The sequence below is a fragment of the Pseudomonas bubulae genome (assembly GCF_900618535.1).
In the GTDB taxonomy this organism is placed as follows: Bacteria; Pseudomonadota; Gammaproteobacteria; order Pseudomonadales; family Pseudomonadaceae; genus Aquipseudomonas; species Aquipseudomonas bubulae.
Window position 1 is genome coordinate 204,854 of sequence record NZ_UYJA01000005.1, and the last position, 22,643, is coordinate 227,496.

General features: G+C 59.4%; 14 protein-coding genes and 1 riboswitch. Of the genes, 9 read left to right on the plus strand and 5 right to left on the minus strand.

Annotated elements, in window-relative coordinates; all coding sequences use genetic code 11:
• Nucleotides 1-221 precede the first annotated feature (221 nt).
• Nucleotides 222-968 carry an RsiV family protein gene (locus PPTH39_RS18280; RefSeq protein ID WP_130872277.1) on the plus strand — a complete coding sequence of 249 codons (747 nt, stop codon included), beginning with the start codon at nt 222-224 and terminating at the stop codon, nt 966-968.
• 105 nt (nt 969-1,073) lie between these two features.
• On the opposite strand, the gene cytX is transcribed toward PPTH39_RS18280, so the two are convergent.
• Together cytX and thiC are read right to left on the minus strand one after the other, a co-directional pair.
• A complete protein-coding gene (gene cytX / locus PPTH39_RS18285) occupies nt 1,074-2,345 on the minus strand; it encodes a putative hydroxymethylpyrimidine transporter CytX (protein WP_169916129.1) in 1,272 nt (423 codons plus the stop codon).
• 140 nt (nt 2,346-2,485) lie between these two features.
• The gene (gene thiC / locus PPTH39_RS18290) at nt 2,486-4,375 is read right to left on the minus strand and encodes a phosphomethylpyrimidine synthase ThiC (protein ID WP_130872278.1); all 1,890 of its coding nucleotides are present in this window, start codon (nt 4,373-4,375) and stop codon (nt 2,486-2,488) included.
• A 154-nt stretch (nt 4,376-4,529) separates the two neighbouring features.
• Nucleotides 4,530-4,635, minus strand: a riboswitch (TPP riboswitch).
• 172 nt (nt 4,636-4,807) lie between these two features.
• Between thiC and PPTH39_RS18295 the strand changes: the two genes are divergently transcribed.
• Both PPTH39_RS18295 and PPTH39_RS18300 read left to right on the plus strand, forming a co-directional pair.
• On the plus strand, nt 4,808-6,244 hold the full coding sequence (locus PPTH39_RS18295; RefSeq protein ID WP_095017688.1) for a TolC family outer membrane protein: 1,437 nt from the start codon (nt 4,808-4,810) through the stop codon (nt 6,242-6,244).
• A 113-nt stretch (nt 6,245-6,357) separates the two neighbouring features.
• A complete protein-coding gene (locus PPTH39_RS18300; protein WP_130872279.1) occupies nt 6,358-11,040 on the plus strand; it encodes a dermonecrotic toxin domain-containing protein in 4,683 nt (1,560 codons plus the stop codon).
• On the opposite strand, the gene waaA is transcribed toward PPTH39_RS18300, so the two are convergent.
• Nucleotides 11,037-12,314: a lipid IV(A) 3-deoxy-D-manno-octulosonic acid transferase gene (waaA, locus tag PPTH39_RS18305; RefSeq protein WP_130872280.1), complete on the minus strand. Its 1,278-nt coding sequence runs from the start codon at nt 12,312-12,314 to the stop codon at nt 11,037-11,039. The genes PPTH39_RS18300 and waaA overlap by 4 nt on opposite strands.
• A 145-nt stretch (nt 12,315-12,459) precedes the next feature.
• Here waaA and PPTH39_RS18310 point away from each other — a divergent pair, with 145 nt between their 5' ends.
• The 4 genes from PPTH39_RS18310 (at nt 12,460) to PPTH39_RS18325 (ending at nt 15,899) form a co-directional block, all read left to right on the plus strand.
• Entirely contained in the window at nt 12,460-12,792 is a 333-nt protein-coding gene (locus PPTH39_RS18310) for a DMT family transporter (RefSeq protein WP_095000929.1), read from the plus strand.
• 124 nt (nt 12,793-12,916) lie between these two features.
• On the plus strand, nt 12,917-14,092 hold the full coding sequence (locus PPTH39_RS18315; RefSeq protein ID WP_095017691.1) for an NAD(P)/FAD-dependent oxidoreductase: 1,176 nt from the start codon (nt 12,917-12,919) through the stop codon (nt 14,090-14,092).
• Nucleotides 14,089-14,901 carry an aldo/keto reductase gene (locus PPTH39_RS18320; RefSeq protein ID WP_095000927.1) on the plus strand — a complete coding sequence of 271 codons (813 nt, stop codon included), beginning with the start codon at nt 14,089-14,091 and terminating at the stop codon, nt 14,899-14,901. The genes PPTH39_RS18315 and PPTH39_RS18320 overlap by 4 nt, the downstream gene beginning before the upstream one ends.
• 41 nt (nt 14,902-14,942) lie before the next feature.
• Nucleotides 14,943-15,899 (plus strand): metal ABC transporter ATPase, encoded by a 957-nt coding sequence (locus tag PPTH39_RS18325; protein ID WP_095000926.1) that lies wholly within the window; start codon nt 14,943-14,945, stop codon nt 15,897-15,899.
• A 110-nt stretch (nt 15,900-16,009) separates the two neighbouring features.
• On the opposite strand, the gene hldE is transcribed toward PPTH39_RS18325, so the two are convergent.
• Together hldE and msbA are read right to left on the minus strand one after the other, a co-directional pair.
• The gene (gene hldE / locus PPTH39_RS18330) at nt 16,010-17,431 is read right to left on the minus strand and encodes a bifunctional D-glycero-beta-D-manno-heptose-7-phosphate kinase/D-glycero-beta-D-manno-heptose 1-phosphate adenylyltransferase HldE (RefSeq protein WP_095000925.1); all 1,422 of its coding nucleotides are present in this window, start codon (nt 17,429-17,431) and stop codon (nt 16,010-16,012) included.
• 167 nt (nt 17,432-17,598) lie between these two features.
• A complete protein-coding gene (gene msbA / locus PPTH39_RS18335; RefSeq protein WP_095000924.1) occupies nt 17,599-19,407 on the minus strand; it encodes a lipid A export permease/ATP-binding protein MsbA in 1,809 nt (602 codons plus the stop codon).
• Between the two features lie 157 nt (nt 19,408-19,564).
• Between msbA and PPTH39_RS18340 the strand changes: the two genes are divergently transcribed.
• Nucleotides 19,565-21,430: a bifunctional O-antigen ligase/aminoglycoside phosphotransferase family protein gene (locus PPTH39_RS18340; RefSeq protein ID WP_095020185.1), complete on the plus strand. Its 1,866-nt coding sequence runs from the start codon at nt 19,565-19,567 to the stop codon at nt 21,428-21,430.
• A 2-nt stretch (nt 21,431-21,432) separates the two neighbouring features.
• Nucleotides 21,433-22,641 (plus strand): acyltransferase family protein, encoded by a 1,209-nt coding sequence (locus PPTH39_RS18345; RefSeq protein WP_232527670.1) that lies wholly within the window; start codon nt 21,433-21,435, stop codon nt 22,639-22,641.
• Nucleotides 22,642-22,643 lie beyond the last annotated feature (2 nt).

A 22,643-nucleotide genomic window follows, 5' to 3' on the forward strand; every position in this document is an offset into this window, starting at 1 on the left:
CAAACCCCTTGCTGGCGAATTTCACCGTGGGCGGACCCTCGGCATCGCGCATCCTAACGCGCCAGAGACTGCTGATGCAGCCTCTTTTCTAACACGGGGATAGACGGATCGCCTGCAAAACAACTCTAATTGGCTCTACATAAGCTTAGTGGCGAACCGATGCCCATGCTGGCAGTCGAACCACCATCACTCCCCCACTCTTCCGACGATGAAGGACGACCATGTCGCTTTTAAAGTTTGCTTCCATGACTTGCATCGCCCTGACCCTGGGCGCTTGCCAAAGCGTGTTCCAGCCTGCGGTGCAAAAGCCGTTGGCGTTTGCCAATGACGCTTCCGAGCAAGTCAAGGCAGGCTGCACCGGCCAGGAATGCCCGCTGGTGAACATCGATACACTGCATTTTCCCGACGCCCCCAAGCTCGATGCGCTGATCGAAAATCGCCTGTTGCGAATGACCGTCAATTCGCCTGAGGACAAACTGGCGCCCTCGCTCAACGCCTATCGCGAACACTTCCTGCGTACGGCCGACAGCCGTAACAGCACTTATTTGCAGGCCAAGGTACGCGAGCAGCATGACGGTCTGGTGATTGTCGAGCTTTCCAGCTACCTGGATACCGGGGGCGCCCATGGCATGCCGGGCCGCGGCTTTATCAACTACTCGCGCTCACAGCAAAAGGACGTGACCCTGCAGGACATGCTGCTGCCGGGTCAGGAACAGGCTTTCTGGGGTGCAGCCAAAGTGGCTCACAACAACTGGCTGATCAGCAGCCATTACGGCAGCGACCCGGAGTTCGTGAAAAACTGGCCGTTCGAGAAAACTCCGCATGTAGCGCTGCTCAAAGACAACGTAGTGCTCAAGTACGACGTGTACAGCATTGCGCCGTATTCTGAGGGCCATGTTGAATTGAAGATTCCGTACTCGCGTTTGAACGGGATTTTAAAGCCAGAGTGGTTTCCGGGTCGCAGGTAACGCCAACCGCCCCTGTGAGAGCGGGCTAGCTCGCGATGGGATCGATACGGTTTCACTGGAAAACCGCGTCGCCAGCATCGCGAGCAAGCCCGCTCCCACAGTGTGCTAGGCCGTTTTTGACCCGCGCCCCAACAGCCACTGCAACCCGCCGGCCAGCAACAACGCGGGCAATGTTGCGCCTACATCCGGCAGCACGTTCGCCAGCAGGTGATAAGTCAGCACCCCGCCCAGCCAGGCCAGCAGCGTCGGCCAGCGCCACAACTCAGGCGCAACCCGGGCACTGCGCTGGCGCAGGATAAAGTGATCCACCAGCACCACGCCGAACAATGGCGCGAACACCGAACCAATCAGCAACAGAAAGTTCTGGTACTGCGCCAGCGGCGCAAAGCAGGCGATCAAGGTGCAGACCACGCCGATGGCCAGGGCCAGATGCTCGACTTTCAAACGCAACAGAATCCCGCCTGACACCGCCGCCGAGTGAATATCGGCAAATGCGTTTTCCGACTCATCGAGCAAAATCAGCAGCAGCGGAATCCCCAGCCCGGCCCCTGCCAGCGCCAACAGCAGCGCATTCACTTCACCACTCGGGGCGAATGCCAGGGTGTAAGCCACGCCCAGGCTCATCAGCCAGAAGTTACCGATAAAGAAGCCCAAGGCCGTGCCGCCGAACACGTTTTGTGCACGCTTGCCGAAGCGTGAGTAATCCGCAATCAGCGGCAACCACGACAGCGGCATGGCAATGGCAATGTCAAAACCCACTGCGAACGGCAGCGAACCATCGCCTTTTTGCGCCCACAGCGCTGGCAGATCGGCTTTGGCAAACAGGTTCCAGGTCAGCCATAGACAGGCTGCCAGCAGTAACCAGATACCCCATTTGCGCAGAATCTTGCGCACAAAGGTCAATGGCCCGCTCACCGCAAGCAAGGTGGCCAAGGCGCCGAACAACAGCGTCAGCAACAGGGGGTTGCTCAACAGGCTGCCTTCGCCAAAAGCCCGGGCGCCAAGCAGGCTGGCTGCGTCGCGCATCACGATGATTTCAAACGAGCCCCAGCCGATCAGTTGAAGCACGTTGAGCATGGCCGGGAGCATGGCACCGCGGCTGCCCAGGCTGAGCTTGAGCGCAGCCATCGACGACAGGCCGGTATCGCTGCCAATCACACCGACCGAAGCCAATAGCGACACGCCTACCAGCGTGCCGAGAAAAATCGCCAGCAATGAACCCGACAGTCCCAGCCCCGGCGCAAGCAACGCGCCGGTCTGCAACACCATCAGGCCAATGCCGAGGGAGAACCACAGGGAGAACAAATCGCGACCGCCGAATGCACGCCGATCCAGAGGGACAGCAAGGTCGGGAGAGTAAGTACCGGGTGTGTTCAAGGAATGAATCCCACAAAGAGAAAACCGCCTAAAAAACCTGTGGGAGCGAGCTTGCTCGCGATGCAATCAACTCGGTGCAGCTGAATCACCGAGGTGCTGCAATCGCGAGCAAGCCCGCACCCACAAGGGGACTGCTTACATCACACTTTTTTGTACAGCTGACTGCCTTCCTGCTTGAAGCGCTCGGCCTGTTCGGCCAGGCCTTTGGCCACATCCACGTCGATGGCATTTATGCGCTGGTTGGCGGCGTAGATACGAACTTCCTGGGTGATTTTCATCGAGCAGAACTTCGGCCCGCACATGGAGCAGAAATGCGCGACCTTGGCCGAATCCTTGGGCAGCGTTTCGTCGTGATAGGAGCGCGCCGTGTCCGGATCCAGGCCCAGGTTGAACTGATCTTCCCAACGGAACTCAAAACGCGCCTTGCTCAGGGCGTTGTCGCGGATCTGAGCGCCTGGATGACCCTTGGCAAGGTCGGCAGCATGGGCCGCGATCTTGTAGGTGATGATCCCGGTCTTCACGTCATCCTTGTTCGGCAGGCCCAAGTGTTCCTTGGGCGTCACGTAGCAAAGCATGGCGCAACCGAACCAGCCGATCATCGCCGCACCAATGCCCGAGGTGATGTGGTCGTAACCCGGCGCAATGTCGGTGGTCAGCGGGCCGAGGGTGTAGAACGGCGCCTCGTCACAGCACTCCAGCTGCTTGTCCATGTTCTCCTTGATCAACTGCATCGGCACGTGGCCAGGGCCTTCGATCATGCACTGCACGTCGTGCTTCCAGGCGATCTTGGTCAGCTCGCCAAGGGTTTCCAGCTCGCCGAACTGCGCCGCGTCATTGGCGTCGGCAATCGATCCCGGACGCAAGCCATCGCCCAGCGAGAAGCTGACGTCGTAGGCTTTCATGATTTCGCAGATTTCGTCGAAGTGGGTGTAAAGGAAGTTTTCTTTGTGGTGCGCCAGGCACCACTTGGCCATGATCGAACCACCACGGGACACAATCCCGGTCACGCGCTTGGCGGTCAGCGGCACATAACGCAGCAGCACACCTGCGTGGATGGTGAAGTAGTCCACGCCCTGCTCGGCCTGCTCGATCAGGGTGTCGCGGAACAGCTCCCAGGTCAGGTCTTCGGCCACGCCGTTGACCTTTTCCAGCGCCTGGTAAATCGGCACCGTACCGATCGGCACCGGCGAGTTGCGGATGATCCACTCGCGGGTTTCGTGAATGTGCTTGCCGGTGGACAGGTCCATGACCGTGTCCGATCCCCAGCGAATGCCCCAGGTCAGCTTGGCCACTTCTTCTTCAATAGAAGAGCCCAGCGCACTGTTGCCGATATTGCCGTTGATCTTCACCAGGAAGTTGCGACCGATGATCATCGGTTCCAGCTCAACGTGGTTGATGTTGGCCGGGATGATGGCGCGGCCGCGGGCGATTTCATCACGCACGAATTCGGCGGTGATTTCTTTCGGGATGCTGGCGCCAAAGCTGTGGCCCGGATGCTGCTGGTCAAGCAAACCGGCGGCGCGGGCTTCCTGCAGCTTCATGTTTTCGCGGATGGCGACGTATTCCATCTCGGCGGTGATGATGCCCTGACGCGCATAGTGCATCTGGCTGACGTTGGCACCGGCCTTGGCCCGACGCGGGTTCTTCACGTGGGCGAAGCGCAGTTTGGTCAACTCTGCATCTTCAAGGCGCATCTGCCCAAAGTTGGAGCTCAGGCCCGGCAGGCGCTCGGTGTCGTCACGGTCGTCAATCCACGCCGAGCGCACATCGCCCAGACCTTTGCGCACATCAATTTGCACCGACGGGTCGGTATACGGGCCCGAAGTGTCGTAGATCAATACCGGGGCGTTCACTTCACCGCCAAAATCGGTAGGTGTGACATCCAGGCTGACTTCACGCATCGGCACCAGAATGTCCGGGCGCGAACCCTGTACGTAGACTTTTTGCGAGCGGGTAAACGGCTTGACCGACTGCTCATCGACCTTGGCCGAATCACTGAGATTGATCGCGTTTTTTGGTTTTGTACTCATCACGGCTCTCCAGACTGCATCCAGGCGGATTGTCGGAGGGAGAACCTGAAAAATGTACGGATGCACCCAAGGACTGGGTGCTGAGTGACGGCCTCGAATGATTGATCATTTTTTGACCAATCAATCCCGGACAGCACTCAAGAGGACTCGCCGGGAGACGAGAAATCTTGTTCCCTACGCAGGCGTTAACCTGATCAGGTTCAACGGGATCCGAAATTATTCGATCTCAGCCTCATAGCAAGGCACCCCGACAAGAACGGGCCCAGTCTAGAGAAGAGTGAGGCAGAACGCCAACCCCTCAATCAATGGCGTGATAAAAGGCGCAAGAACGGCATTGTTGCAAGGTGCCACCACTACTACACTCGCTACTTCTTGAAACCGCGAGTCGGACTCGGGCTTTCATTTTTCGCATTCTTGAACTAGGGATCGCTCATGCTGCGCAAACTATCACTGGCTATCGCCGTGTCTTGGGCGTCCAGCGCAATGGCGCTGGAAACCACCGCCCCATTGTCCAGCCAAAACGGTCTGGTCAGCGTTTACCACGAAGCGGTCGACAACAACGCCGACCTGGCGGCGGCCCGCGCCGGTTACGAGGCGCAAAAGGAAGTGGTGCCCCAGGCCCGTGCTGGCTTGCTGCCCAACCTGTCAGGGGGGGCCGAGTCGAGCAACGTGCGCACGGCCATCGACCAGCCATCGCTGACCACCACCCGCAGCGCCGTGGTCTATCAGGCCACGCTGGCACAGCCGATTTTCCGGATTGACCGCTGGTTCCAGTTGAAAGCCGCCGAATCGATCAACGAACAGGCTGCACTGCAACTTTCGGCCACCGAGCAAAACCTGATTCTGCAAAGCGCCAATGCCTACTTCTCGGTACTGCGCGCCCAGGACACACTGGCGGCGACCAAGGCCGAAGAGGCCGCGTTCAAGCGCCAGCTGGACCAGTCCCGCGAGCGTTTTGACGTGGGTCTGTCGGACAAGACTGACGTGCTGCAATCCCAGGCCAGCTACGATACGGCGCGGGCCAACCGGATGCTGGCCCAGCGTCAGGTCGAAGACGCTTTTGAATCGCTGATCACCCTGACCAACCGCCAGTACAATGCGATTGAAGGCATGCGTCACACCTTGCCGATCCTGCCGCCGATGCCCAATGACGCCAAGTCATGGGTAGACACCGCCGCGCAGCAGAACCTCAACCTGCTGGCCAGCAATTACGCGGTAAACGCCGCCGAAGAAACCCTCAAGCAGCGCAAGGCTGGCCATGCGCCAACCCTCGATGCCGTGGCACAGTACAAAACCGGCGACAACGACGCTTTCGGTTTGAGCAACCCCAACGCCCTGAACCAGCGTTACGGCGGCGACGTGTCCCAGCGCAGCATCGGCGTGCAGTTGAATATCCCGATCTATAGCGGCGGGCTGACCAGCTCCCAGGTGCGCGAGTCGTACTCGCGCCTGGACCAGACCGAACAACAGCGTGAAGCCTTGCGCCGCCAGGTGGTGGAAAACACCCGCAACCTGCACCGTGCGGTCAATACCGACGTTGAACAGGTGCAGGCACGCAAACAGTCGATCATCTCCAACCAGAGCGCACTGGAAGCCACGGAAATCGGCTACCAGGTGGGCACACGCAATATCGTCGACGTGCTCGACGCCCAGCGCCAGCTGTACAACTCGGTACGTGATTACAACAACAGTCGCTACGACTACATCCTCGACAACCTGCGCCTCAAGCAAGCTGCAGGAACGTTGAACCCGGGGGATCTGGAAGCGCTGTCACATTATTTGAAAGCCGACTACAACCCGGACAAGGACTTTCTGCCACCGGACCTGGCCAAGGCCGCCGAAGCCAATCTGCGCTCGCCGGGCAACTGACTTTCGCGCAATTTGATTGGCTGACATATCCAGCTAACACCGTTCCTTGAACGCTCCAGAAGTTAATACGGCATCGGTCGTATGACCTTCTGGAACGCAACACAGGAACGCTCATGCCTACAGTCCCCTCGCCCTCCCTCGCCCTGCCCGAAAATGCCGTACGGGCACAGTTCGCCAACCCGCCCCCACTCACAACGGTCGCCCGGCAAATGCTCGCAGCGGCCATTGCACAGCGCTATCCCTCACTGCGAATCAGCCTCGAACGCACCCGCCTGGCCGTGCCCAGGCCCGGTGGAGGCTGGTCGCTGGAGCCGTTCATGCCCCGGGTGCTGGATTACCTGGGTAGCGGTGTCACGCTGGATTTAAGCCCCGTCAACACACAACCCTACTACCTGACCGATAACGCCCCCGACTGGCTCAAGCCCGATGACGGTGAGCTGGATATGCAGGTTATCGAAAGCCTGGTCAAGGAGCTCCCCTGGCGCCTGCCCGTCGGACTGCAGAATGCACTGCACCAGTGGTGGACAAAAAAAACCGATACCGGCACCAGCCGCTGGCGGTGGCTCAGCGATGTGATGCGGGACACCCTGACAATTGGTGCAATTCGGCAAACCGGTCTGAACCCGGCCGCCCTTGCTGCCATCAACCAGATCATCACCACGCCTGACCTCGAAGAGCGTATCCGCCTGTATGGCGAGAACGCTGTGCGCGCCTATTGGCTCGAAGCCACCCTGCTGAATCCTGAGGTGGTTTACTCCGGGCTCAATACAAGGATTGCTCTGGTCACCCGAAACCAGGTGCTGATGTGCAAAGCTGACGGCGACACCCTCACCTTTAAAAGCATGGCCACACTGGGTCAGGCCTGGGCCAGGAAAATCATCAGCTCGTACACCGTAAAAGAAATTCGCATGAAGCAATTTGAGCTGGAGGGTAATTTTTTCGATGCCAGCGCCGCCGCCATTCTGAACCGGCAACTTGAACGCACAGCCACGCTAAAAGTGCCGTCCAGTATCGGCTGGCAGGCACTGCAAAGGGTTTACAGGTCCATCACGGATACCTCGGCATACTTTGCCGACGCGCCCAAAGCCACCTTGCAGAGCCTTACAACGGTCAAAAACCACTTGCCCGAATGGCTGAATAACGCGTCAGCGGCCAGCATCGCACGCTATCGCCATTACAGCCTTGCCCTGTATGCCGCCAAACAGGCCAGCGAAGGCAAGACCTACCTGTATGGCATCAGCGACATCCACACCTATGCCGCCGACGCGTTGCACTGGCAAATGCGCGCCGACCAGCGACAATTCGAGCAAGATATCCCCATGCAAGAGCGCATGGATCAGTTTGCACCCAATGATATCGAGCTGACTTTTCTGTCCGCCACCGGCCTGCCCGGGACCATCGGCATCGTGGAGAGCACCACCATGAGCCTGACCGAGCTGTCCCTGAAAAATCTGATCGGTCGGCCCGAAGGTGCACTCAGCCTGCGCCATCGCCTGGGGGAGCCACTGCCAGGATGGTTGACGCCCGACTACATCACCCGACGCGGCGGGCTGATCGAAAAGGTCGATATCGGCAGGGTGTACCCCAAGTATCTTGAAAACGCACTGTTGAGCAACACACCCGACGCCCTGGTGCGCGAAAGGTTTTTCGCCACTCAAACCAGCGTGCAACTGCCGATGGAAGCGCTGGAACTGAGCCTGAAAAAACAAAATGGCCTGACCCCGCTGGGCGCCCGCCATGTGGCCGCAGTGGTACACACCTGCGCCGCTGAGCAACAGGTCGAAGGACTGGCAGTGGTCATTCGTCATTTGGCCCTGCTACGCCACCCCGAAGCCCTGCCCGACATTGTGGGCAACATGTTTATCATCGAGCCGGCCAACGTCGAGTATGGGCCACATGTGCTGTACCGGCCTTTTTACTCGCCATCACTGCTGGAGTTCAGCACCCGCGACGCACTGCTGGACGCCATTGTCGAGCCCTCGCCTCTGCAAACCAGCGTACTGACCTGGTTGAGTGACATTGCCCGTCCGATCTACGACAACGGCGGCTTCAAGGAGCCACATTACCTGCGCTTCGGTTTGGGCAGTGAGTTCGCTCCGATTGAACGGCCGGGTCCTGCCAGGCTGGCCACCAACGGCAGCGACGAGTTACTGCAATTTCTACAGAACGGCCAGTTGATGCAGTACCTCTTTGGCTGTAATGCCAGGGCGCTGGTGGAGCAGGCGAACACAGATTCGGTGTCCAATACGGAAAGCCGCTGGGGGGTGCTACTGGAAGGTGGCAGCCTGATTTTCAACAGCCTGTTGCTGCTGCCGGGCTTGCCACCCCCCATCATGCTGACCGGCGGTTTGCTGAGTGTCGCGAAACTGGCCAGCCAGGACATCCCCGCTCTTGCCAGCAGTGACGCCGCGACTCGCGAGCTGGCAGCCGCCGATGTATTGCTTAACCTGGGCATGTTGCTGTTCCACCAGTCCCAGACGGCTCTGCAGAAACTCACACCACTTCCAGAAGGGTTAATGAGCAAGGCCTTGCGAGCGCAGGCGCCGGCCCGTATCGCCGAAATCTGGCCGGAGCCGGAGCCGCCCAAAATTGTCACGGGCATCGTGGCCCTGCCCGGCGAGTTGCCTGGTGCCCGCAGCACCGAGCTGGACTTGGGCATCGCCAGCGCCAGCGATCGCCTGACTGCCAGCAGACGCGAGCTGTTGGCCAGTTTCAAGGTGGCGCGACCCGAAACTTTACCGCCTCCGATACCCGACGGCCTGTTCAAGGGGCTTTATTTAATTGATCAGAAGTGGCACGCCTTGCTCGGTGAAGGGCTGTACCCCGTGCACATCGACAGCGAAGATAATGTCGCCATCTCTTCAAGCACCGATATCAATCGCATTGGCCCGAACCTGAGAACGGATGGTAAAGGTAATTGGTTTGTAGACACCCGCCTGCGTTTACAGGCTGGGGGCCTCTCCAGACGCATAGCGTCCCTGCAAGCGCAAAAAGCCCGGCGTAAAAGTGAACTGCAAACACAGCTGACTGACTTTTACCCCCTTGAAGCTCCGCGGCAGAAGGCCGTTGATATCACCCACAGCGCCCTGAGAAGTGCAATGGCAGACCCACGCTTCACTGCCGAGCAGCTCGCCGCTTTACGCGAGAGGCTCAAAACCGCACTGCACGCGGAGTTGAGCGGTTACCAGGCATTGCTGGCCACTGCCGAGGAACGCAGCAAGCTTGATATCCCCTTTCACGAAACGATCGTGATTTCCATGCTGGAGAAGTCCTTCGACAACCGGATCATCTCCCTGGTTGTCTCGGCAAACGAACAAAGAGCCCTGATCAACAAGTGGCCGCAGTTCAATGCAGAGGACGCTGATATCGAGGCCGCGGTACAGGCAGACCCCCAGGGGTATGCACAGTCAAACCGCGAGCAGGTGGCAATCAACGAGATCACGATAGAACGTATCGAACAAAGAGACGGCTATCTGGAGCAGTTGTACAACTTCGGCGAAGCGGGCATCGCTGCCGCTACCGAACTGGCCCGTTCAATACCTGCGGCTGGACATACCAGCCTGACTCTCAAGGGTTTTCAGCTCGACTGCCTGAAACAGGCCAGCTCCACCCCCTCCGCAAGCAGTCTCACAGAAGAAAGCCTTGATAGCGCCATTGACCCGCTCAATGAGCACACCCACACCCATAACCAGCTCAATACTCTGGAAATCGACGCTGACAAACGCCTCGAGGTACTGGACAGCCTGGTGGAGAACTACGGCCAGGCGCTGGATGCCCTGGAAGGCATTGGCTTGATGTATGCCGATGAACTGGATCCCGAGTACTTCAAAAAGCTTCGTCTGTTGCTGACAGAGCTCTATCAGGATGTCACCCGCCAACTGGCGGCCGAGATCAAGCCGCCCCCGCAGCCCCCCGCACAAAGACCTGGAAAGCGCACTCCACCTACCGCTGGCAGTCGCTCCAAAAAAGTGATTCATGTCCGTGGCAAGGGCAAATTGATCGGCGAACTCCGGCCCGCAGACAACGAATGGCTGAGTGATGTCATTGAAATCCGCTCAGACTATGACGAGCAATTACTGTCGACTTATTTGCAGCACGAGGACGAATGGATCGAGATTAAAACCGTGCGCACTGAATCACCGCGCACACGGGCACTGAATATCATCAAGGGTGATGCGCGCAAACTTTACGCCTTGTCCGAATGGCATCTGCACAAGGCCACAGTGCACAGCATGAGTACCCGCTACCCGCAGGAAGTCGAGGAAGAACTCATTCGCGAAGCCAATAAGCTCGACAAGCTGGCCACTGAACTGCACTTGGCCCTGCAGACCCAAGCCGAGGATTCAAGGTCCCAGGACGATCAGACCCTGATCGACAGCATGCGCAGTGCTGCCCAAAAAATGATCAGGGAAGGCAGGGAGATGCGCATCAAGTTGAGCTTCGAACTGCCGCCGACCCATGGCAACCTGCAGTACCTGATTGATGAGAAACAGGTCCAGATAGCGGGGCTAGGCAAGCGCATCCCGTTAACCGGTGAGCGGCAGGACTATATGCAGGAGTACGCCGTCAACGACCGCCAGGGCAGCCCGCTGTGGTATGCCCATTTTCACTATGACGAGGCCCATACCCCGAAAGCGAACTACACGGCCGCTCACTTGAAGACAAAAGAGCAGCGAAAATTCAGCTACATCGTCCAGCTGGACAAGGCTAAAACTGCCCCTGCCATCGTAAACGTGCATCGCGGCCAGATTGGTAAAGACCTGGCCGAACGCTGGTTTCTGCCACTGGCCGACTAGCGCGACATCAACCGTCCCAGGCCATCGAGCAACCGCTGCAAGGCGCCCTGATTGCGCTGCATGACTTTAAGGCCCGCCTGGCCCATGCGCCGGGCGTCTTGCGGCAACTCGAACAAGCGCTGTACCGCCAGCGCCAGCCCTTGGACGTCGTCCACTTCTTCCAGTGCTCCGGCGTCGCGCAGCATCGCGCTGATTTCCAGAAAGTTGAACAGATGTGGCCCGCTCAACACCGGTTTGGCCAGCGCCGCCGGTTCCAGCAGGTTGTGCCCGCCATTGGGAACCAGACTGCCCCCCACAAAAGCGGTGTCTGCCAGCGCGTACAAAAACAGCAATTCACCCATGGTATCGCCCAGCATGACCTGGGTACTCGCGGTGACCGGCTCGCCACTGGAACGGTGCACCGTGGCAAACCCTTCGCGCTGGCACAGCTCGAATACCTGATTGAAGCGCTCCGGGTGCCGAGGCACCAGCATCAGCAACGCATTGGGGTAATGGCCAAGCAATTGCCGATGGGCCGCGAGTACAATCTCGTCCTCCCCCTCGTGGGTGCTGGCTGCAATCCATACCGGGCGAGCCAGAGCCTGCCACTGCTCACGCAGCTCCCGGGCATCGACCAGCAGCTGGGGGTCAATGGTCAGGTCAAACTTGATCGAGCCGGTGACCTCAACGCACTCAGATCGTGCACCCAATTGACGAAAGCGCTCGGCTTCGGTTTCGGTCTGCACGGCAATCAGGCTCATTTCTTCCAACATGGGCCGGGTCAGGCGGGCGAAGCGGCCATAGCCCTTGGCCGAGCGTGCCGACAAGCGGGCATTGGCGAGCGCCACCGGTATGCCGCGCTTGGCACACTGATGGATATGATTGGGCCACAACTCGGTTTCCATGATGACCGCGAGTTTGGGTTGCACGCGATTCAAAAAGCGCGCGGCCGCCCACGGCAAGTCGTAAGGCAGGTAGCAATGCTGAATACGCGGCTCATTCGCGAACAGCGCCTGGATCCGCTCGGACCCGGTGGGTGTCATACACGTCACTGTGATTGGCAGCTGTGGGTAACGTTTTAGCAGCTCACGAATCATCGGCGCGGCAGCGATGCTCTCGCCCACCGAGACCGCATGCACCCAGATCCCCCCCGGCTGCAGGGTCGGCAGATTCAAGGCGAAACGCTCACCAATACGCCGGGCATAAGCGGGCGCCTTGCGCGCCCGCAGCCACAATCGAATCGCCACCAGTGGCAGCCCCAGATGAAACAGCAAGGTGTAGAGAGTTCTATTCATGGGTGCGGAGTTTACTTGAAAAAGTATTCACGATGATGGCACCGAATACTCCCTACCCTGTCGCAACCAGAACGCACTACACACTTTCACAACTACTAGAATGCCTTGCTGCTAAATTGCCCCGCTCCACACTCAGGACTCCACCATGAACGCCTACTATTACCTGGCCATTGCCATTTGCGCCGAAGTCATCGCCACCGTCTCCATGAAAGCGATCAAGGGTTTCAGCACACCGCTGCCGCTGATCCTGGTGATTGCCGGTTACGCCACGGCATTCTGGATGCTGACCCTGGTGGTGCGAACCATTCCCGTGGGCGTGGCTTACGCGGTGTGGGCGGGTATGGGCATTGTGATGGTGAGTGTCGCAGCGCTGTTTATCTACGGGCAAAAACTCGACATCCCGGCCATGCTCGGCATGGGCCTGATTGTGCTGGGGGTGGTGGTGATTCAACTGTTCTCGAAAACAGCGGGGCATTGAATCCAGCAACGAAAACACCACACCTCGTTCCTTCGGCAGCTGCTACGCAGGTTTACAGGCTCAGGCCAGGTTGTGGATCAGGCTGTATACTTGCGGTCTTTGTCTTTAAACGCCGAGGTCGCCCATGCCATCTGTTATTTCCACCGACGTGCTGATTGTCGGCGCTGGGGTTGCCGGCCTTTGGCTCAATGCCCGCCTGCGTCGCCAGGGCTTCTCCACGATTGTGGTCGAGCGTGAAAGCCTGGGGGGCGGGCAGAGTGTGAAATCTCAAGGCATCATTCATGGCGGCGCCAAGTATGCACTGCACGGTGCCCTGACCGGGGCGTCCGAAGCCATCGCCGATATGCCGCGCCGCTGGCGCGAAGCCCTTGCCGGCGACGGCGAACTCGACCTGAGTGGTGTGCGCCTTCTTTCCGAAGCCCATTACCTGTGGTCGCCGGGCACCCTCGCGGGCAACCTCACCAGCTTTTTTGCCAGCAAGGCCGTGCGTGGCCGGGTCGATCAGGTCAAGGGCGACCAGTTGCCCCCGGCCCTGCAAGATCCACGTTTCAAAGGCAAGGTGTATCGCCTGGCGGAGCTGGTAGTCGACGTCCCGAGCCTGATCGAGCGTCTGGCGGAGTTGGCGGGGGATGGCCTGCTGGCCGGGCAGGTGATTGAGCCGCTGTTTGACAACGACGAACTGATTGGCCTGCGGGTCGACGGTCTCGAAATTCACGCCCAGCGTATTGTGTTCAGTGCAGGTGGCGGCAATGCCGAGCTGCTGGCCAGTGTCGGCATCAGCGTTCCGGCCCAGCAACTGCGCCCGCTGCATATGGTGCTGGTCAAGGGGCCCAGCCTCAAGCCGCTGTACGCCCACTGCCTGGGCGGTGGGCCCAAGCCACGCATTACGGTAACCACTCACCCCGCGGCCAATGGCGAGTGGGTGTGGTATCTGGGCGGTGATATCGCCGAAGCCGATGGCGTGGCCCGCGAACCTGCCGAGCAAATCGCCGTGGCGAAAAAAGAGCTGGGCAACCTGCTGCCCTGGGTTGACCTGAGCCAGGCGCAGTGGGCCACGTTGCGGGTCAACCGTGCCGAGCCTGCGCAGTCGGGGCTGGTACGCCCGGACAACGCTTTTCTCTCGGACCAGGGCCGTCTGCTGGTCGGCTGGCCGACCAAGCTGGCACTGGCACCGGACTTCTCTGACCGGGTGCTGCAAGCGCTGGAGCACGACGGAATCAAACCGGGCAATGCACCGGCCCTCCCTCCGCTGCCACGTCCACCCCTGGGAAAAACCGCGTGGGAGCAACTTTTGCCATGAGCCAGCCAACCCTGCACGACTTCCATCGCCCGCTGGGCAGTACCGGCCTGCTGGTTTCGCCACTGGGGCTGGGCACCGTCAAGCTGGGCCGCGACCAGGGGGTCAAGTACCCCAGCGGCTTCAAGATTCCGGATGATAACGAAGCGCAGATGCTGCTCAAGCTCAGCCGCGACCTGGGCATCAACCTGATCGACACCGCCCCCGCCTATGGCCGCAGTGAAGAACGCCTTGGCCCGCTATTGCGTGGTCAGCGCCAGGACTGGGTGATCGTCAGCAAGGTCGGCGAAGAGTTTGTCGACGGCCAGTCGAGTCACGACTTCAGCGCTGCGCATACCCGCCACTCCGTTGAGCGCAGCCTGCAACGTCTTGAAACGGACTTTATCGATCTGGTACTGGTGCACTCTGACGGCAATGACCTTGCGGTTCTCAATGAGTGCGAGGTCTACGAGACCCTGGCCGAACTCAAACGCGAGGGCAAGATTCGCGGTTTCGGCTTGTCGGGCAAAACCGTTGAAGGAGGGCTCAAGGCCTTGGAAACCGGTGATTGCGCGATGGTCACCTACAACCTCAATGAACAGGCCGAGCGGCCGGTGATCGATTACGCCGCGGCCCACGGCAAGGCCATTCTGGTTAAAAAGGCGCTGGCCAGCGGGCATGTGTGCTTGAGCCCTGGGGTCGATCCGGTGCGCGCCAGCTTCGAACTGGTGTTTGGCCATCACGGGGTTGCCAGTGCTATTGTCGGCACCATCAATCCGCTGCACTTGGCCCATAACGTGGCGACCGTTGCGCAGGTTCTGCGTAAAACCTGAAGCCGCCGACGCGGCCGACCCCGACGCAAGGAGGAGCCGACATGCCGCGCATGCTGATCCGCAAGAACCCCAGCGACTTCAAAACCCTGCCGTTATTTGTCGAAGCCACGCCAGAGGGCTTGAGCTATCAAAGCATCGGCATGCCGTTGAACTTCGCGCAGACCCTGCTAAAGCGCCGCCCGGTCAAGGTTGCCGATAATGAGCGTTTTTCGCTGGAGCTGGCCAACCTTGGCGTATCCGTGCGACTGACCATGAGTTGGCAAGGTCGCGACTACTGGGTGCTGGTACGTCAGCGTCGTCAGGATCGGGGCGATGTGGTGCTCAAGCTGATCTCTGGTTACGTGCCAGCCCACGAGGTCAGCCTGCCCCTGCACACAGCCATCCAGGAGATTGCCGAAGAGTGCCTGCTGGAAACCCCCGAAGGCTGGCTGAGCGGGCGGTTCAATGAAACATGGCTGCCTGCGCCCTACGCCGCCGCGCTGCATTACCGCGAGGCCATGCCCTTTCGCCTGACCCCCCTGTCCGGTGCGACACGGCCTGTAAGCTGTGGCAGCCAGCCCTTGCTGGAGCGGCCACGGACCTACGTGCACTTGCCGACAGCATCGCTGCAACTGATTTACGACCTGCGTCTGGAAGTGCCCAAAGAGGCCAAGTCCCTGAGCCTTTTCCATGTCGAAGAGCGGCTTGAAGGGGATCAATTGGTAGCGCGGCTGGACCGCAAGCGCCCGGATCTGTACCTGATCCCGCTCACGGAAGGCCGGCCCTGCGCCGAGTTATACACCCTGAGCAAAGACCGCCTGCAACCTGCCAGTACCCGTGGCGTGCGGCTGGCCGAGAGCTTTGCACCGCAGGACGGCTGGGTGGTCCATGACGAGCGGATTCGCTGGAAGGATTGGGTTCGGCAACAGGGTTTAACCCCGCCCAAACCCGAGTCACGGCTCAAGCGCCTGACCGGCAAGGCGCGGCAGATTTTCAGGAAGGTGGTGAAAAAGTCTTAGATTCAAATGTGGGAGCGGGCTTGCTCGCGATTCAGACAACTCGGTTTTTCAGTTACACCGAGTCGACCCGATCGCGAGCAAGCCCGCTCCCACAGGGGGTGTGCGGTCGATCACTGACCGCGAATTTTCTCGACAATGGCTGTGGTCGAGCTGTTTTCAACCAGCCCCAACACTTTAACCGTACCGCCATAGGCGGCCACGATATCGGCGCCAACCACCTGATCGATGCCGTAATCACCGCCTTTGACCAGCACGTCAGGCTTGACCTGAGCCAGCAGGTTTTCCGGCGTGGCTTCAGGAAAGCTGATCACCCAGTCCACGGCGCCCAGACCGGCCAGTACCGCCATGCGACGGTCCACACTATTGATCGGGCGACCCGGACCCTTGAGGCGACTCACCGAAGCATCATCGTTGACTGCAACGATCAAACGATCGCCCTGGGCCCGCGCTTGCTCCAGATAGGTCACATGCCCGGCATGCAAAATATCGAAACAACCATTGGTGAAGACGATTTTTTCGTTGTGCGCCCGCGCATCTTCGATGGCCAGCAACAGCTGATCGAGGCTCAGCACACCACGCTCCGACCCTTCTGAGCGCTGGATCGCCCGACGCAGTTCCGGCGCACTGATGGCTGCCGTACCCAGCTTGCCGACCACAATACCCGCCGCCAGATTGGCCAGGGCCACGGCGTGGGGCAGTTCTTCACCGGCAGCAATGGCTGCGGCCAGGGTTGAGATGACGGTATCGCCAGCCCCTGTTACGTCAAACACTTCTCGGGCACGGGCCGGTAGGTGCATGGCGGCAAAGCCCGGACGCAACAGGGTCATGCCATGTTCGCCACGGGTCACCAGCAAGGCACCCAGGTCCAGATCTGCCATCAGCTTGGCGCCCTTGGCCACCAGGTCGGCCTCGTCGGTGCAACCACCGACGATGGTTTCAAACTCACTGAGATTTGGCGTAATCAGGCTGGCGCCACGGTAGATCGAAAAATCCTTGCCCTTGGGATCGGCCAGCACCGGAATGCCCCTGGCACGTGCGGCCTGGATCAGCACCTGATGGTTTTTCAGGGCACCCTTGCCGTAGTCGGACAGCACCAGCACCTTGATGCCTTCAAGCAGGTTTTCAACTTCAGCGCCCAACGCCAGGGCGTCGGTGGCAAACGGTTCTTCGAAATCGATACGCAGCAATTGCTGGTGACGGCTCATGACCCGCAGCTTGACGATGGTCGGCTGGTGCGCAATACGCTGGAACAGTGCACGAACACCCGCACCCTTGAGCCGGTTGGCCAGGCTGTCGGCGGCTTCGTCGTCGCCGGTCACCCCCACCAGCGAGGCAGGCGCGCCCAGTGCAGCGATGTTGAGCGCAACGTTGGCAGCGCCGCCCGGGCGGTCTTCGATTTGCTCGACCTTGACCACCGGCACCGGCGCCTCAGGGGAAATCCGTGAGGTCCCGCCATGCCAATAACGGTCGAGCATGACATCGCCTACCACCAAGACAGGGGCTTGATCGAATCGCGGCATGGACAACTTCATGGACAACCCACATACAAAATGAACAGGGGCGCGATATTAACACAGGGTGAACGCAGGTCAGTTCACGGTATTAATCGCAGCGAATGAGAATCAGACATGAGCTACAAGACTCAAGATGAAGATTCCCCGTGGAGGCAGGCCTGCCTCCACAGGTATCAGTATAGGCCTCAGGCGATATCGCCGGAGACCTCAGGCGCATCAAGCCCCATCGAGTGCAAGCGTGCGTAGTAACCGTTTTGCGCCATCAGCTCGGCATGGGTACCGCGCTCGACAATCTGGCCCTGATCCATCACCAGAATCAGATCGGCTTTCTCGATGGTGGTCAGCCGGTGAGCGATCACCAGCGTGGTGCGACCTTTCATGACGTGGTCGAGTGCCGCCTGGATATGGCGCTCGGACTCGGTATCCAGCGCCGAGGTGGCCTCATCCAGGATCAGCAGCGGTGCGTTTTTGAGTAACGCCCGGGCAATTGCCAGACGCTGACGCTGACCGCCGGAAAGCAGCACGCCGTTCTCACCGACCTGGGTGTCCAGGCCTTGTGGCAATTGCTCGATAAAGTCCATCGCGTAAGCATCACGCGCGGCTTTTTCGATGTCGGCACGCGGGGCACCCGCCAGGTCACCGTAGGCAATATTGTTGGCCACGGTATCGCTGAACAGGGTCACATGCTGGGTTACCTGGGCAATATGACGGCGCAGGTTGAGCAGACGGTAATCTTCGATTTCAACACCATCGAGCAGAATTTCGCCCGCTGTGTGGTGATAGAAACGCGGAATCAGGTTCGCCAATGTCGACTTGCCACTGCCGGAACGCCCCACCAATGCCACCATTTGCCCCGGTTCGGCCGAAAAGCTCACGTCCCTGAGCACCTGACGGTCGGTGTCCGGGTAGGTGAAGCTCAGATTGCGCACTTCCAGACGGCCAGTGACGTGGTCGCGCTCAACAGTGCCGGTATCGACCTCCGGTTTCTCATCCAGCTGTTCAAAGATGCTTTCGGCACCCGCTACACCCTTCTGGATCGTCGAGCTGACTTCAGACAGCTGACGAATCGGCTTGGGTAACAGGCCGGCCAGGGTGATGTAGGCGATCATGTCGCCAGGCGACGAGTCACCACGAAGGTAAAGCACCAGGAACATCAGGATGCCCATAGCTACATAGATGACCAGTTGCAGCATCGGGGTATAGATAGCCCCGGTGCGGGTCATGCGCAGTTGCTTGTCGGTGTTGCTCTGGCTCGCCTGCAGGAAGCGCTTGCGCTCATACGCCTCACCGCCAAAGCTGCGCACAACGCGGTAGCCCTGGATGGTTTCCGAGGCAACGTGGGTTACGTCACCCATCGCCACCTGAATCTTCTTGCTTTGCTTGCGGAATTTTTTGCTGGCTGTGCTCACCATGACCGCAATCAGTGGCAAGATCGCGACCATAACCAGCGTCAGGCGCCAGTTCATCCACAGCAACGAGCCAAACAGGAATACGACTGTCATACCTTCACGGATCACCACCTTGATCGCATCGGTGGCAGCACCGGTGACCATGGTCACGTTGAAGGTAATACGGGAGATCAGATGGCCCGAGTTGTGCTTGTCGAAATAGCGGTTGGGCAAGACCAGCAGGTTGTTGAACAGCTGAACCCGCAAGTCGTGTACCAGGCCCAGGGAGACCTTGGCCAGGAAGTAGTTGCCCAGGAAGGATCCCAGGCCCTGCCATGCGGCGATCAACACAATCAGGATCGGCACGACCTGCAACAGGCGCAGATCACGCAAATAGGGAACGGAAGGAAACAGCACTGCGTCCGGATTGGACAGGCCATCGACGAAATACTTGAGGATGTAACCAAGCATTGGCTGGGTCGAAGCGAAAATAAGAAACCCGACGATACTCAGCAGGAACAGGCCGACATAAGGCCGGACATAGCTGAGCAGGCGCAGATATATCTTCAAGCTCGATTCGCTTGTGCTGGGGCTGGATTCGGTCATATCACGCGGCGGTTAGTAAAAAAGGAAGCTGACTTTATCACAGCTTCTCTGGTGTACTGACTGCCGCTTGTAGCCCGGCCTCGTGGGGCAGTAAAAACGACACTACAGGGCCAGTGCGCTAGTATGGCCGTCCAAAATCTGGAACGAACCTTTCAGCATGCAATTGAGCTACTTAAATTATTCAAAACAACGGGTGTTTGATTTCATTTGCCTATGGCTGCTGCCTGTCGGCCTTTTATTACTTTTATCCGACCTTTATTTTCTACCTGGACGAAGCCTGCATCACAAACTGTATTACGGGCTGTTCAGCATTCCGACCCTGATTGCCCTTGTCTTGCGGCCCAAAGAACTCCGGGACATCTTGCGTGAACCGTTGATCGCAGGCTTCCTGCTGTTTGCTGCCTGGGCCATGGTCAGCCTGATCTGGAGCAACACCGAGGAGAGCATTCTCGGCCTGTTCAAACCCCCGCTGCACCTGTTCATGCTGTTCGCGGGCGGTACATTGCTGGTCAAATACCGCAGTGACAGCCTGCAGCCGGTCATTTTTGGTGCCGCTGTCATTGCCCTGGTCGCGACCCTGTACAACCTGTACATGTTCTACCCCAACCATGATCCGCAACTGCGGATGATCGGAGCCGGTGCTTTCGACAATCCGCTGCTCAGCTCCCACGCATTCGGGTTCTTTTGCATCTACTGGCTAACCCTGGGCATGACCTGCAAGCGCCCGCCAGCCCTGTTTGTGGCCATTCCCGCCTTTGTCATCATGTTTGCGGCGGTGATCGCCACCGGCTCCCGAACCCCGCTGCTGGCCATCGTCATGACCATGGTCTGGCTCAGCTTTATCTGCTGGAACCGTCGCTCACTGGCCCTGATCAGCATGCTCGCTGCAGGGGGCATTGTGGTGGCCACGCTGTTCTGGGACATGCTCGTCAGCCGCGGCAGCTCGTTCCGCTTTGAACTGTGGCAGATGGCGCTGGATCTGATCGCGCAAAGCCCGTGGGTCGGTCATGGCTATGACGCGCACTTGTCTCTGACGTTGCCACAATATCCCGACGACCCCCTGAGCGAGCCCCATAATTTTTTCCTCGGGGTACTGTTCTACGTCGGTTTGCTCGGCCTGCTGCCCTGGTTGTTCATGCAGGCCTGGGGCCTGTACAGCAGCTGGCGTCACCGCGTGCAGCCGTTGTTCATCCTGGCCTCCGCCTGGCTGGTATACGGTATCGGTGCCGGCCTGACCGAGGGTGGAGGGATCATCTCGCGCCCCAAGGAACACTGGTATCTGCTGTGGATCCCGCTGGCCCTGATCGCCGCACTGAATATCGGCCTGCGCATCAAGACCCTGCGCGACAGGCCGGTTCACCGCCTGTCCGATGCCGCCTTCAATACCCTTGCCAGCCATGCCCAGGTGATTGAAGAAGATGGCTTGGGCCCCAAGGTGCTGCGCCTGCAAAACGGCAACTTCCTCAAGTTGTTCCGCGCACGCCGCTGCTATACCTCGGGCAGCTTCAACCCTTATTCGGAACGTTTTGCCGTCAACAGTGAGCGCTTGCAGGCGATGGGCATTCCCGCGCCGAAAATCCTCGACCTGTTTCAGTTGCGCAATGGCAGCACTGCCGTGCTGTACCAACCACTGCCCGGCCAGACCCTGCGCCAGGTCATGCAGTCGATGGGTTCGCCGGCCATGCGCCAGGCCCTGGTCGAGCGCTTCGGCAAGTTCCTGGCGATCCTGCATGACAAGGGCGTTTACTTCCGCTCACTGCACTTGGGCAATGTGTTGTTGATGGACGATGGCGAGTTCGCCCTGATCGATATCGCCGACATGCATCTTTATCCTTCGGCACTGCGCATAGCCCTGCGCCAGCGCAACTTGCGGCATATGCAACGCTACCCCGAAGACCGTCGCTGGCTGTTCGAAGAGCAACTGCCCGAACTGCTGCAAGGTTATGCCACCCTGGCTCCCGCCCCTGCCGTTACAAGCCTGCGCAACCAGGTTATGGCACTTGCTCAAACCAACGCGCCTTGAGCCTGGACAGCAGTAACCCCTTGTGGGCGGTGCTGGCCTATGGCCTGGCGATCATGACGTCAGCATTGCTGCTGCGGTGGTCGCCGACCATCCAGCGCAATCTGGAGCACTCAGCTCAAGGCCGCTATAGCAGTGTTGATGGCTTGCGCGGCTATTTGGCCTTTGGTGTGTTCATTCACCACACCGCCATTACCTGGGTGTTCCTGCATACCGGGGCATTTGAAATGCCCTCGACCCGGTTCTACGCCCAGATCGGCCTGGCCAGCGTGGCCTTGTTTTTCATGATCACGGCCTTTCTGTTCTGGGGGCGTTTGCTCGAGAAAGGCCGTGAATACGACTGGCTGGCCTTCGCCGTGTCCCGGGTTTTCCGCCTGTACCCGCTATATTTGCCGCTGATGCTGCTGGTGATTGTCAGCGTGTTCTACATCCAGGACTGGACACTCAAGGACACCCCGCTGGAGATTGCCGGCCAGATACTGGCCTGGCTGTTTTTTGATCGCCCGGACATCAATCAATTCCCGCAAACCGGCGGGCTGATTGCCAACGTCACCTGGACCCTGAGCTACGAAGTGTTCTTCTATATGGCGTTGCCGCTGTTCGGGATGGTGTTTCTGTACCGCAGCGACTGGCGACAGACTGCACTGTGCCTGATCGCCATCTATGCGCTGTATCAGGTGGTAGGTTGGGAGCACTCGCTGAAAAAGCACATTCTGATGAGCTTTCTCGGTGGCGTGGCCGCGGCGTACTGGGTACGCACGCCCAGGCTGCTGGCCTGGAGCCGGACGCCCGTTGCAGGGGTCATTGCATTGGTTGTGCTGATGGCCGTGCTGACCCTGTTCCGCAAGAGCTTTGCGTTCTTCCCGCTGCTGTTGCTTACCCTGGCGTTCTCGATCATCGCCTCCGGGCATACGCTGTTTGGCGCATTGGCCAAGCGCAGCATTCGCTGGATGGGTGAAATCAGCTACAGCACCTACCTGTTACACGGCTTCCTGATCTGGCTGATGTTGCAACGCCTGCCACTGGGGCTGCCACTGGATACCAGAGAGCCGCTGGTGTTCCTGCTGCTGGCGGCCCTGAGCAGCTGCCTGCTGATTGTGCTCAGCAGCCTGAGCTTCCTCTACATCGAGAAGCCGGGCATGGCCGCAGGCAAAAGGGTTGTGCGCCGACTGCGCCGGCGTACCCGGACAACCTCACAGGTCGAGCCGGAATAACC

Excerpts from the sequence above, each read along its gene's own strand:
- hldE (WP_095000925.1), bottom strand. The coding sequence starts at position 17,431 with ATGAAGTTGTCCATGCCGCGATTCGATCAAGCCCCTGTCTTGGTGGTA.
- thiC (WP_130872278.1), bottom strand. The coding sequence starts at position 4,375 with ATGAGTACAAAACCAAAAAACGCGATCAATCTCAGTGATTCGGCCAAG.
- PPTH39_RS18300 (WP_130872279.1), top strand. The coding sequence starts at position 6,358 with ATGCCTACAGTCCCCTCGCCCTCCCTCGCCCTGCCCGAAAATGCCGTA.
- waaA (WP_130872280.1), bottom strand. The coding sequence starts at position 12,314 with ATGAATAGAACTCTCTACACCTTGCTGTTTCATCTGGGGCTGCCACTG.
- PPTH39_RS18310 (WP_095000929.1), top strand. The coding sequence starts at position 12,460 with ATGAACGCCTACTATTACCTGGCCATTGCCATTTGCGCCGAAGTCATC.
- PPTH39_RS18325 (WP_095000926.1), top strand. The coding sequence starts at position 14,943 with ATGCCGCGCATGCTGATCCGCAAGAACCCCAGCGACTTCAAAACCCTG.
- PPTH39_RS18340 (WP_095020185.1), top strand. The coding sequence starts at position 19,565 with ATGCAATTGAGCTACTTAAATTATTCAAAACAACGGGTGTTTGATTTC.
- PPTH39_RS18320 (WP_095000927.1), top strand. The coding sequence starts at position 14,089 with ATGAGCCAGCCAACCCTGCACGACTTCCATCGCCCGCTGGGCAGTACC.
- msbA (WP_095000924.1), bottom strand. The coding sequence starts at position 19,407 with ATGACCGAATCCAGCCCCAGCACAAGCGAATCGAGCTTGAAGATATAT.
- PPTH39_RS18315 (WP_095017691.1), top strand. The coding sequence starts at position 12,917 with ATGCCATCTGTTATTTCCACCGACGTGCTGATTGTCGGCGCTGGGGTT.
- PPTH39_RS18295 (WP_095017688.1), top strand. The coding sequence starts at position 4,808 with ATGCTGCGCAAACTATCACTGGCTATCGCCGTGTCTTGGGCGTCCAGC.
- PPTH39_RS18280 (WP_130872277.1), top strand. The coding sequence starts at position 222 with ATGTCGCTTTTAAAGTTTGCTTCCATGACTTGCATCGCCCTGACCCTG.